This is a genomic window from Acinetobacter sp. TR11, assembly GCF_027105035.1.
Taxonomy (GTDB): domain Bacteria; phylum Pseudomonadota; class Gammaproteobacteria; order Pseudomonadales; family Moraxellaceae; genus Acinetobacter.
The window spans coordinates 2,790,760-2,802,688 of sequence record NZ_CP114256.1 but is presented as its reverse complement, the minus strand read 5'-3'; the positions used below and the strand labels follow the sequence as shown (position 1 = coordinate 2,802,688).

Here is an 11,929-nt window from a genome sequence, read left to right as displayed (position 1 = left end):
AACAACATTTGTTTTTATTATATTTTTAATTTTTTTACATGTAACAAATCAAAGTTATGCCGTAACAAAATAGACTTTACCCGTAACACTAGCTTAAAAAATCAACAAGGATAGTGATCATGGAAAAATATTTGCGTTTGTTAAATCCAAAAACAACAAATTTCGATGCAATCGGTGGCGGTAATTTTGGTGCATTGACCCGTGAAGATGTATTACTGGCGATCAGTTATGCACGTTTATCGTCAAAACAAGCGAAGTTGATCCGTATGTATGCCTTCGGTGACAATACGATTGAAGTGATTACTGAACAGGCTCAGGTACTTGAGACTGAATACTGCTATCAAAATCATATTGATCATGCCACTGCATTGCGTGTTGCATTGATTGAACTGTTCGCATGTCCAGCAACATACAAGCCATCTGAAAGAAACCGTGCTGTTCTTGCTGGATTGTCTCGAATGAAGATCCAACGAGTGGTTGGCAGTTTGATTGATGATTATCGAAAAGATATAGCGGTTGATTTGAAGGATGCAATGCAAAAGGTTAAGAGACAAATAAATAAACTGATGGATAATGAAATATATTAAATCACCTAAAAGTTGATTTTATGTATTGACAGGTGAGCCAGAAATAAACTACATTTCTCCACAATGCAAAACTGTATTTAAAGCGCTGTAAGTTCTTAAGAGTCTCTCCCCAGAGGCTCTTTTTTTATGGCTGTATGTCAGGCGCGGGGCAGGGCATACAGTCTTTTTTTAAGGATGACCGCATGGCAAACAATCAGATGATCGTTCGCATCTCAGTGCAGATGCCTAAACGTCGAATGGTATTGCTCACAGCGCTTCATGCAGTGGACAAGATCATTCAACTGAAAGCAACACAGAAACTGCGTGAATTAATTATTAAACGTTCCATCAAAGTTACTCCGGTGAAACATGAACAAAGCACCCCAGAAAGCTAAGCGTCCATGTCTGTCATCGGGCTGTAAGGACTTTGCATCGAACAAAGGATATTGCGACAAACATCAGAGCAGAGTGAAGCAACGTGATCGTGATCGCGGGACTGCACATCAACGTGGCTATGATGCCGAGTGGAAAAAACATCGTGACCAATTCTTGTTGGAACATCCGCTGTGTGTTGAGTGTCGTCGCAAGGGTTACGTGATGCCTGCAACGGTGGTCGATCATATCGTTGCACACAAGGGCGATAAGGATCTGTTCTGGGACAAATCAAACTGGCAACCGTTATGTGAAACACACCATAACATCAAGACTGCATCAGAAGATCGCGGTGCTTGGATGCCAGTAGCTACCAAAGCAGTGAATGATCCTGAACGTAAAAGTCCATTCAAAGTTGGCGATCTATTGACGATTACAAACGATGTGATCCTCAGCCGACTTGGTTGTACTGATCAGGATCAATGGGAAGTGCTCGATGTGCTCAATGAAAAGATTCTTGAAGTATCCAACGGCATGAAGATACAGCAACTGCATTTTTCACATTTTAAAAATATTCAAGGGGATATGGGGTCAAAAGTCTAAACCGACCTCCCGCTAAAGACCGCCCCCCCATGAAATTTTCTCTCCGTGAGAAAAAATCAAAAGGGAGGGGGGTATCAGAGGTGATTTATGACTGATAAAGATTTCACATTCCAAGCTGGATCTGAACTACTGCAACCGAAGGTAGCAGTAAAGGCAAAAATCCCGCCTAAGCCTGCAGGCTTGACCAAAGTTGCAAATGCAGTTTGGGAAGAGTTGGGACCAAAACTTGTTGAAGTTGGTCTGCTTAGTGAGGTGGATGGAGCAGCGTTTACATTGCTCTGTCGAAATATTTCTGACTATGAGGCTGTCTTGGCCAAGTTACAGACCGTTGATGACTTCGTGGATGAGACACCAAATAAATTTAAGGTCCAATCCGTGTGGTTCACATTAAGAAACCGACTGCATGATGATATTTTGCGACTGTCCAAAGAATTTGGTCTGACTCCAGCTTCTCGAAGTGGTATGCGTGGTGCTCAGACGGATAAGAGTCAGCAATTGGGTCTTGGGTTTGAAACGCCTGAACCAACGAAACCAGAGAGTGCATTTACAGTGCGTAGACGATCATGAGCGAAAGAAATTATTTAGAAATCATGCACCAGTACTGCAAAGACGTGCAAACAGGTGTACGAATTGCGGGAAAGTTTGAAAAATTAGCAGTAAAACGTTTTCTAAATGATTTAAAACGCCAAGAAAACGACCACGATTTTCCATATTCATTCAGTGAAGAGCGCATGAATCATGTGTGCTCATTCATTGAAAATTTGCATCACTGGAAAGGTGCTTTAGCACGTAAGCATTTCATCTTAGATCCATGGCAAGTTTTCGTTGTTGGTAACATTTTCGGCTGGGAAGATGAGGACGGGATCAGACGTTTTACTGATGCTTATGTCGAAATTTCCAAGAAAAACGGAAAATCGACCCTTGCTGCTGCCATTGGTTTGTACATGTTATGCGGTGATGGGGAAGCGGGTGCTGAAGTTTATGCAGCAGCTGCCAATTATGACCAAGCAAAAATTGTGTGGCAGGATGCCAAGCAGATGGTACTGCTGAATGCTGAATTAAGAGCAACATTTGGTATTGAAACGACTCAGTATGAGATCCGTTCGACCACTGGCAACGACAATAGTATTTTCCGTCCGATTGCGACAGACAAAGAAGGCAGTAAGGACGGTAAAAACGTCCATTGTGCCATTCTTGACGAAATCCATGCACACAAGGATTCTGAAACTTACGACATCATGGCAGATGGTGTCATTGCTCGTCGTGAGCCTTTAGTTTTGGGTATTACCACAGCAGGCAGTAATAAAATCGGGGTCTGTTGGCGTGAGCGCTGCAAAGTTGTCGATATTTTGTATGGTAAAGATAATTTAGAGCGTTATTTCGGCATCATTTTCACCATCGATAAAGGTGACGATTGGCGCAATCCTGATGTTTGGCCAAAAGCCAATCCAAGTATGGGCGTTGCTTTTGACACGAATTACTTGCAAGGCAAATACAAGAAGATCAAAACCGCTGCTGAAGAAAGCCGATTCAGACAGAAAAGTTTGAATGAATGGGTGCAAGGTGCAGACAGTTGGATTGCCTCCAGTGAATGGGAGCTGATCGCAGATCCGAGTGTCACTGAAGATCAATTCAAAGGTTGTATTTCTTTTGGTGGTTTGGACTTGGCAAGCAAAATGGACTTGGCAGGTTACGTGAAATGGTATCCAAAACTCATTGATGGTCGTGTGCATTGGTATATTTTTGCGCATCAGTACATCAATTCCAATGTGGTAAATCAAAGACGTGCAATGGATGGTCAGAAACGTCCAGATGAATATTTGGATTGGGTCGAAAGTGGTCACTTGATTGAAACGCCTGGGAACGTCACTGACTTTTCACAGATTTATAAAGATGTGATCGAAAGTCATTTGCAAGCCAATATGTATGAAATTGGTTTTGACCCATGGAATGCAGCACAATTTGGTCAGGATCTGATTTCTGATGGATTGGAGGCTATTGAGGTTCCTCAAAAGGTCAATCCTTTAAGTATTGGTATGCGCTGGATTGAAGAATTAATCCGCGATGGACGGCTTCATCATGATGGCAATCCTTTGCTGCAATGGTGTGTTTGTAATATTGAAGTTAAAGAAGACAACAACAATAACATTTTCCCACGTAAGCCTGATAAAGCACGAAAAATTGACGCAGCTGTGGCAGCGATTATTGGTGCTACACGGGCAATGCTTTGGGATAAGTTAGACGTTTTCGACTTGGTACCAGGTGCAGAAGATGGAAACATTGATGACTGGTTAAATGACATGATTAAGGTAGCTAAGCGATGAGTAAAAAACGCGATAAACCAAAAATTCGTGATAAAACAAATCGCGATAAGCTGAATGTTCGCGGAACGGGACCAAAGCAAGACAAAAGGGGGGCGACATTACATGATCGTCCCCTTTCTACTTTGAGAACGGCTAAGCCTGTCAACTTTGATAGTGCGATGACGCTCAGTGCTGTTTTTGCCTGCGTTAAGATTCTTGTTGAGTCAGTGGCCACGTTGCCTTTGCAAATGTTCAAGATCAATAAGGATGGAACGCGAACACAAATTAAAGATCATGACTTGATTCGATTGCTGAACAACAAGCCGAACCGTTATCAGACCCGTGTTGAGTTTTTTGAACAGCTGATGCTGAACCTTGTCGCAGGCAATAGCTTTGGCAAGCGTGATTACATCGGAAAAAAGCTCACCAGTATTCAGATTATTAACTCTGGGTCGGTGGATCTGAAGTTAGACGATAAAGGCAATCCGATTTATCAGTGTCAAATCAATGGTCAGAAAGTCGAATATTCTGAAAAGGATATTTGGCATGTCAAACTTTTTGGCACGGGATTGATGGGAATGTCACCCATTGCTTATGGTGCTCAATCCATCGGCATTGGTCTTGCTGGGAATGATAAAACATCTCGATTGATGTCGAACGGTGCCAAGCCAACAGGGGCATTGAAAACGGATAAATATCTAAAAAAAGAACAGCGTGATGTTTTGCGTGGTGAATTGGATATTTTGATCAATGGTGATGATGGTGATTTGGCAGTACTTGAAGGCGGGATGCAGTTTGAACAAATTAGCCTTACGCCTGAAGATCTTGAATTGATTGAAATTCGAAAAATGTCAGTTGAAGAAGCCTGTCGATACTTTGGTGTGCCACCAATCTTGGTGTACTTGACTGAAGGTGCGACAGCATGGGGCAGTGGTATTGAGCAAATTATCGATGGATTTTACAAATTTGGTTTACGCCCATATCTGGAACGTATCGAAGAAAGTATCCGTATTCATTTGCTTCCGCGTGAAGAGTGGGATGATTACGAATTTGAGTTCAAGACCAAAGACTTGTTGAGAGCTTCTTATCTTTCACGAATCACTGCAAACAAAGACAGAATTTTGAGTGGTCAAGCCACTATGAACGAAATCAGGCGTGAAGAGGGTGATGCACCGATTGAAAATGCTGATTTTCTATTGGCACCAGTGAATATGACTACTGCTGAACGTATGAAAAAAGGTACTTATGGAGCGAAAGCTGATGAAAAATAAACTGCATGTGCGGAATAAGTTTTCGCCAAACATGCCAAAAGTGCATTGTCGTCGAATGCCTGTCGTTGCGGATAACTTACGATTTATCAACAAGGACGAAAAAACTGGTATCGTGAAGATTAGCGGTTATGCGGTGAAATGGGATTCAATCAATTACCACGGTGAAAAATTCATTCGTGGTGCATTTGCTGAAGTTTGTGCTGCATTTGCTGCTGGAACCAAGAAAATTCATGCGTATTACAATCATGGTTGGCGACTTTGGTATGTCGATGCACAGCTGGCCATGCGTATTGGTAAATATACAGTTCTGAAAGAAGATGATGTCGGTCTTTATGTTGAACTTGAATTTACACCAGGCTTAGCCATTGCCCGTGATGTCGCTGCCATGGTCCAACATGGCACAGTGGATGGATTCTCAATTGCATTCTATCCGGTTGGTGACTTGGACTATGACGATAAAGGCACGCATGTTGAAATTCGTCGAGCTGATATGTATGAAATCAGTGTTGTGGATGAGCCATCGGATGATTCAGCGCGTGTGATCAATGATCAGACCATTGAAGCGATTGAATCAGAAGATGATGCTGAAGAACTTTTGCGTTCGCTGGGCTTGGCTGGGGATTACTCGAAAAAACTGATTGCACGTTTAACCGATGTGCATAAGCCAAAAGAAAATCCACCGCCAAAAACTGAACCGAAAAAAGATCCTTTGGCATTCTTGGATCAAATAACCGTTTAATTTTCGTTTTAAATCCTGACCCGCTTAAAGCGGGTTTTTCATTTTCTATGCATGGAAAAAAATATGAAAGCACTTTCAAAAACTGCAGTTGCTTTAGCAATGGGCGCAATCGCAACTCAATCAGCTCAGCCACTTTCTCCATTTATCGGTTTGAATGCCCGTGATCGTCAGACGGCTGAAGACTACAACCAAGCATGTGCTGACCTTCAGACACGTATGGCCAATTTGGATAAATTGATCACACGTTATAACGATGCTTTACAGCGTTTGGAAGGTGTGCCAGAAGATCTTCAAGAAGAACTTGAAACACGCGCCAAAGAAAACAAAAAATTGGCAAGTGAAATCGAAGAACTGCAACAAAAATTGGTTGATGGTGTTCAACATCGTGGTGCAGATCCTGACACCGTTGCATCATTGCTGATCCGAAATAAAGAAGTCGCAGATCAAGCCAATGCAATTTGCCGTGCTCGCGGTAAATTTGGTTTAGATGGTGTTCAAGCGCGTAACATCGTGACCTTGGCAGGCATGGGTAAGACTGCATCACTCGCTCAAAACGATTTAAGTCGTACAGTAGAGCGTCCGCTTACAATTTTGGACTGGATTACTTTCACTCCAATTACAGCTGAATTGGTGCCATTATTACAAGAATCTGCATACGAGATCATGGCAGAACTTGCGCCTGAAGGTACTGAAAAGAAAGAATCTAACTTAACCTTTGAAGTTGTTGATCTTAAAGCGGGTACCGTGGCGCATTGGATCAATATTTCGTTGCAAACGATGGCAGATATGCCGACATTGGCAGCATATATTGAAGGTCGTTTGGCATACGGTGTGCGTCTAAAACTTGAAGCTTACATCGTAGCTGGTGATGGAGTCTCTGGCGGTACTGCTAAATCATTCAGTGGTTTACTTGAAGCTGGCAACCATGAAACTGTGACTGCGGAAGCAGATGATACAGCTGTTGATGTGATTAGCCGTGCAAAATATAAGGCAGGTTCAACTGGCTTATTGCCTGAAGCGGTGATTTTGAATCCTGAAGATTGGGGCAAAATCGAACGTTTGAAAGGTGAAGATGGCCATTACATTTTTGGTTCACCTGGTGCAGCAGTTCAGCCTGTTCTTTGGGGTTTACCAGTGGTGCTTTCAGCTGCAATGACGTTGGGTAAATATTGGGTCGGTAATATTTCTTTAGGTATCGCGGGCTTTATTCGTGAAGATGTCGCAGTTGAGCTATCAACTGAAGATAAAGACAACTTCCGTAAAAACTTAGGTACCTTGCGTGCAGAAATGCGTGCATGTTGTGGCGTTCAAATTCCTGATGCATGTGTTGCAGGTGACTTGCCTGTGCCTCCTGTCGGTCCTTAATTCGATAAACAATGAAAAGCAGTCCTTCGGGGCTGCTTTTTTTAACTCTTTTCGTGTCGCAAAAAGGCTATTTTTATGAGTGATTTAATTGACCCCAACATTGTCAAAAAACAGTTACGTGTTCTACATGACCGTGATGATGATTACATCGGATTACTCACAAAAGCAGCTCTCAAACATATTCAAAATTTCTTAGACCGACCGCTAGAAGAAGTACTGGTGGAAGGCAAGTTGCATGAAGATTTGACCATTGCTGCCTTGTTGATCATCACCGATATGTACGAGAACAGAGCAGCTCAAACGGAAGTCAATCTCTACGTCAACCAAGCAGTTGAAATGTACCTGTTGCCATACCGAAAAATGGGGGTGTGATGTGCTAACAAGAAAACAAAGAGCTTATGCCATTTTTAAATCACTTTATTTCGGGGTGTTGCCTTCCTCATTCTATGAAAAGAATTGTCACTATGCTGAAAATGGTGAAGGGATGAATATTAAGAATTACCGAGAACATTTGATTTTAAATCTAATGATTATTCGATCTCTCATCAGAAAAACTGAGCATGAATGTACGCATGATTTTCATAAGATGAAAATTAAAAAATGGTTTCGTTGGCAATATGAGTGAAATGAATTATGCAATCAGGCGATTTAGACCATTTATACGAAGTGCTGCAACGTACTGAAGAAAAAGACAGTGCAGGTCAAAAAAAGTGGGTATGGAACAAGATCGGTGAGTTTTACGGTGGTGAAGTACCTGTCAGTACTTCAGCATTTTCATCCTCTGGTGCGATGGGATCGGCTTTAGTCGTTCAGATTAATTACCGACCTGAAGATTTTCCAGACTTGTTGCCTGAACATCAGTTGCGTGATGCAGACAGCCAAAACATTTATGCGATTACCGGCATCTTGCCGGTCAGTCGTGCCAAGCATCGAATTATGTGTGCCGTGGGGAAAATATGATTGAGACGTCTGTGGAAATTGAGGGCTTAGACGATCTTACAAAGCAATTGACCAGATTAGTGAGTCTAGCAAAGCAACAACAGTATGTAATGAATGCAGCTAGTTATGCGCTTAGCCCGATAGTAAAAGAAGTAAAGCGTTTAGCACCTAAGGCTGAATCAGAATATATCCGCTATCGAAATGGTCGAAAAGATAAAGTTAAGCCTGGTGGATTAAAAAAAGCGATTTCGAGAAAAAGAGTAAAACTTGAGAAAAGCCGTGGTGTGGCACTTCAAATAAAATATAACAAGGCATTTTATTGGCGTTTCTTGGAGTATGGTACACCCAATATGGCTGCTATTCCTTTTATACGTCCAGGTTTTGATACAAAAAAATCAGAAGCCTTGCAGCGATTTAAAGATCGATATCGCAGTTATGTCGATGATGTTATTCAACGTCGAGCAAGTGCGGGAGGAAATGGAGATGCTGGCGATTGAAATTTGTAATGTACTGCTGAGTGGTGCTGGATTTAAGTGTGGACCTGCACCCATTACTGCAGGTGAAGACCTGACAGATGGCTATGTCACCTTTCAAGACATCAGCACGGTACCGCAAAACGATGTAACAGGTTGGACGGGCATTGATTATGTCCGCATGCAAGTGAATGTCTATCATCATGAAAAATTGAAAGCATCACAGCGTGCCAATCAAATTAAGAAATTATTTTCAAAACAGAATCCGTACTGTGAATGCACGCCAGCTGGTGAGCGTGGATCACATGATACTGAAACCTTGCTGCACTGTCAGCAAATCGATTTTTACATGACTCAATCTGATAACAGTTGTTAGGAGACACTATGACTGATTGCGCAGCGGGAACAGTTGATTCCCAAGGGATCGAACTCCATGTGACTGGAGCACCGCTTTTCCCTACTCGAACATTAATTGCAGATGTGTTGGATTTGCCTTTACCTGCAGGTGAACGTCCAACAGATGATGTGACTTCTGTGACATCAAAATTTGCTGAAAAATTGGCAGCTGGTGTCATTGATTACGGCAATATCGAATTAGGCTTACTTCAACGTACTAATGATGATCAACAGGTGACATTGGAGCGTGCCTTCATTGCTGGTGACTGCTTTGATTGGGAAATCAAATTACCTGATGAAGCAAAAACTTCATATAAGTTTTGCGGATCGATTAGCAAATTTGCACCATCTCGTGAAGCTTCAAAGAAAAACCGTGTTGCGCTGACGATTGCCATCTCTGGTGCTGTTGACCACTTAGAAAATGGTGTTTCGGTGATTAATCCTCCTCCATCAGGACCTTAATCGATTTATTTCAAAAAGACCCCGTTTCGACGGGGTTTTTTCATTCTATTTATTTAAAAAAATGAGAGGCAATCATGTCTAATTTAGTAAATGCATTCTTGGCAACAGTTGGTAAAAAAACATCAGAAATTGTTGAAATTAAAGATGTAGGAAGTGTTGGTGTCCTAACTTCATTAACCATGAAGCAACGTGCTGAATATTTTAATGAGCGTAAAAGCCTTGAAGACTCGAAAGGCAATGCACTTTTACTGCAAACAACTGTATTTGACCCCGAAACTGAAGAACATATTTTTAAAAAATTATCGTTGGACGATATTAATAACCTTCCAACATACGTGACAGATCCATTGATCAAAGTGGCACTGCAAGCAATTGGTGTAACGCCTGAAATGATTGCACAGCAGGCAAACAAAGAGGTGGAGCCTGAAGAACTAAAAAACTCCGCGAACGACCAGAGCTAATGTTTATGTTTCAGCTCGCACTGCGGTTGGGTCGGACCGTAAACGAGTTGATGAGCAGTATGAGTGCTGAGGAATTCGAGTACTGGAAAGCATTTTCAGTATTCGAGCCAATCGGTGTTCTACGTGAAGATGCATTATTTGCCAATGTCTGTAAAACACTTGCAGATTTACAAGTGAAAAATGAACTGACATTACGTGATTTCACTGTGTTCAATCGCAATAAAGCAGAGCCTGAACCTGATCAAGAGCAAGTCATGCGTAACATCAAAGCAGTGTTTGGAGCATTAAGTGCCAAGTCAAAAGCATAAGGATGTTTAAAACAGCCTTAAACAATCATATTTAATTGCTTTTAGGGCAGTTAAATTACCTTTTTAGGCATTGCACCTTGTGGCGGTTTTGGATTAATCTAAAAAAGCACTGGCAAAATCCAGTGTTTGGGTTAGCGTCCAAAAAATTCATCATGGTCAATGACCGCTATGGCGGTTTTATTTTGCCTATAGCTTTTTACAACTTGTAGAAAGTGCCCGCTATGGCGGGTTAGGTAGGAGCACTTCGGTGCGCCAGACTCATGATGACTGGTAACGCTAATCCTATCTAATCCGCCACCATATTTATTAGCGTGAGTTTGGTGGTGAAAATTCCTTTTATGGAGTAATCATCATGAATACTAAATCAAAAATCGTAAAATTTAATAATCAACAAGTGCCCGTTTTCATGCAGGGCGATAAACCATACGTTTTGATGAAGCCAATTTGCGAAAATATTGGCTTAGATTGGAACTCTCAGAAGAAACGTATTAATAGAAATGCTGTATTGTCTAAAGGTAAGGTCATGATGACCTCACCCTCTAATGGTGGTGATCAAGAGTACATTGCATTGCCATTGGGAATGTTAAACGGCTGGTTGATGGGTGTTGATGCCAATAAGGTTCGACCTGAAATTAAAGATACATTGATCAAATATCAACTTGAATGTTATGACGTGCTGTATCAGCATTTTATGCCAAAACCACGTAAGCCTGTGGACTTGTCAGAATATGTCCGCAAAGATGCACATGAAGCGTTGGCACTGAAATACCACTGCATGTTTCGTCAATATGATGACATGATTGATCAACTGCGGGATAAAATCAGCAGTATGGAAGATCAATGCCGTTATCTGGATTACAAACTAAACCAGTACGCAATTGATATTTATGAAGCCAGCAAATTGCTGAATGTGCCTGTGAGCACGATTGAGTATGAACTGCTTTGTAGTCACTTTATTACTAAACGGGTGCCTTATATTAGTGATGCACCTGTGATCTGGTCGGTAACGGAACGTGGAAAACGGTTAGGGCTGGTTCTAATTGATAGCATCATTATAGATGGCAGGGCGGTAGATTTAATTAAGCTAACTGATGATGGATTTTCTTGGTTAAAGCAGCGTTTGCATAGCCAGCTGAACTTGAATTAGTTTTTAAAAGCTGTGTATATTCTAACCTCTTATAAATATAGGGGGTTAGAATGGCGATTAAACCTTGTAAAGAATGCGGTTCACCAGTAAGTGATAAAGCTGAAAATTGTCCACAGTGCGGTGCAAAACAGCCAAAGAAAACATCTAGTTTTGTAATGTTTTTAGCAGTTTTATTGGCGATTGCAGGTATCTATTCATTATTTTCGCCTGAGCCTGAACCTACAAAGGTTCAAAGTAGTAAGCCACTCACGGAAGAGGATTTGATGACTGCGAGACAGATTCAAGCACATATGGCTATTAAAAATTCAATGAAAGACCCTGAAAGTGCTCAAGTGAATTTCTATAAAGGAAAACCGTGTGGTCAGGTGAATGCCAAAAATAGTTTTGGAGCATATACAGGTTATAAACGTATTGTTTTATTAAAAGACATTAATATTGAGGGTCATGGTATATCTGATTCTCAATTTGAGAAACTTTGGAACAAATATTGTGACGGTGTGAGTTTTAGTTAATTTGCATCAAAT

17 protein-coding genes are annotated in these 11,929 nt (G+C 41.4%); all 17 read left to right on the top strand.

The features are described from left to right. The first annotated feature begins 119 nt into the window (after positions 1 to 119). Positions 120 to 587 (top strand): hypothetical protein, encoded by a 468-nt coding sequence (locus O1450_RS13585; protein ID WP_269228857.1) that lies wholly within the window; start codon positions 120 to 122, stop codon positions 585 to 587. A 182-nt stretch (positions 588 to 769) separates the two neighbouring features. Next, positions 770 to 961 carry a hypothetical protein gene (locus O1450_RS13580; protein ID WP_269228856.1) on the top strand — a complete coding sequence of 64 codons (192 nt, stop codon included), beginning with the start codon at positions 770 to 772 and terminating at the stop codon, positions 959 to 961. A gap of 73 nt (positions 962 to 1,034) precedes the next feature. Continuing rightward, positions 1,035 to 1,541, top strand: coding sequence for an HNH endonuclease signature motif containing protein (locus O1450_RS13575; RefSeq protein ID WP_331276165.1), 507 nt, complete (start codon positions 1,035 to 1,037; stop codon positions 1,539 to 1,541). 87 nt (positions 1,542 to 1,628) lie between these two features. Then, a complete protein-coding gene (locus O1450_RS13570; protein ID WP_075167502.1) occupies positions 1,629 to 2,108 on the top strand; it encodes a P27 family phage terminase small subunit in 480 nt (159 codons plus the stop codon). Further along, complete coding sequence (locus O1450_RS13565; protein ID WP_269228854.1) at positions 2,105 to 3,865, top strand: terminase large subunit; 1,761 nt, start codon at positions 2,105 to 2,107, stop codon at positions 3,863 to 3,865. The genes O1450_RS13570 and O1450_RS13565 overlap by 4 nt, the downstream gene beginning before the upstream one ends. Beyond that, a complete protein-coding gene (locus O1450_RS13560; RefSeq protein ID WP_269228853.1) occupies positions 3,862 to 5,115 on the top strand; it encodes a phage portal protein in 1,254 nt (417 codons plus the stop codon). Before O1450_RS13565 ends, O1450_RS13560 begins: the two co-directional genes overlap by 4 nt. Further along, entirely contained in the window at positions 5,105 to 5,854 is a 750-nt protein-coding gene (locus O1450_RS13555; RefSeq protein WP_269228852.1) for an HK97 family phage prohead protease, read from the top strand. The genes O1450_RS13560 and O1450_RS13555 overlap by 11 nt, the downstream gene beginning before the upstream one ends. Positions 5,855 to 5,917: 63 nt before the next feature. Next, positions 5,918 to 7,219: a phage major capsid protein gene (locus O1450_RS13550; protein WP_269228851.1), complete on the top strand. Its 1,302-nt coding sequence runs from the start codon at positions 5,918 to 5,920 to the stop codon at positions 7,217 to 7,219. A 75-nt stretch (positions 7,220 to 7,294) separates the two neighbouring features. Next, positions 7,295 to 7,591 (top strand): head-tail connector protein, encoded by a 297-nt coding sequence (locus O1450_RS13545; protein WP_269228850.1) that lies wholly within the window; start codon positions 7,295 to 7,297, stop codon positions 7,589 to 7,591. A 261-nt stretch (positions 7,592 to 7,852) separates the two neighbouring features. Beyond that, on the top strand, positions 7,853 to 8,179 hold the full coding sequence (locus O1450_RS13540) for a phage head completion protein (RefSeq protein ID WP_269228849.1): 327 nt from the start codon (positions 7,853 to 7,855) through the stop codon (positions 8,177 to 8,179). Beyond that, positions 8,176 to 8,655: an HK97-gp10 family putative phage morphogenesis protein gene (locus tag O1450_RS13535; RefSeq protein WP_269228848.1), complete on the top strand. Its 480-nt coding sequence runs from the start codon at positions 8,176 to 8,178 to the stop codon at positions 8,653 to 8,655. The genes O1450_RS13540 and O1450_RS13535 overlap by 4 nt, the downstream gene beginning before the upstream one ends. Next, positions 8,642 to 9,007: a hypothetical protein gene (locus O1450_RS13530; RefSeq protein WP_180045031.1), complete on the top strand. Its 366-nt coding sequence runs from the start codon at positions 8,642 to 8,644 to the stop codon at positions 9,005 to 9,007. The genes O1450_RS13535 and O1450_RS13530 overlap by 14 nt, the downstream gene beginning before the upstream one ends. An 8-nt stretch (positions 9,008 to 9,015) precedes the next feature. Then, the gene (locus O1450_RS13525) at positions 9,016 to 9,489 is read left to right on the top strand and encodes a hypothetical protein (protein ID WP_269228847.1); all 474 of its coding nucleotides are present in this window, start codon (positions 9,016 to 9,018) and stop codon (positions 9,487 to 9,489) included. 74 nt (positions 9,490 to 9,563) lie between these two features. Beyond that, on the top strand, positions 9,564 to 9,950 hold the full coding sequence (locus O1450_RS13520) for a hypothetical protein (RefSeq protein ID WP_269228846.1): 387 nt from the start codon (positions 9,564 to 9,566) through the stop codon (positions 9,948 to 9,950). A gap of 5 nt (positions 9,951 to 9,955) precedes the next feature. Then, positions 9,956 to 10,258 (top strand): phage tail assembly protein T, encoded by a 303-nt coding sequence (locus O1450_RS13515; protein WP_180031455.1) that lies wholly within the window; start codon positions 9,956 to 9,958, stop codon positions 10,256 to 10,258. Positions 10,259 to 10,610: 352 nt separating this feature from the next. Next, positions 10,611 to 11,405 carry a phage antirepressor N-terminal domain-containing protein gene (locus O1450_RS13510; protein ID WP_269228845.1) on the top strand — a complete coding sequence of 265 codons (795 nt, stop codon included), beginning with the start codon at positions 10,611 to 10,613 and terminating at the stop codon, positions 11,403 to 11,405. A gap of 50 nt (positions 11,406 to 11,455) precedes the next feature. Next, the gene (locus O1450_RS13505; protein WP_269228844.1) at positions 11,456 to 11,917 is read left to right on the top strand and encodes a zinc ribbon domain-containing protein; all 462 of its coding nucleotides are present in this window, start codon (positions 11,456 to 11,458) and stop codon (positions 11,915 to 11,917) included. The last annotated feature ends 12 nt before the right edge of the window (positions 11,918 to 11,929 follow it).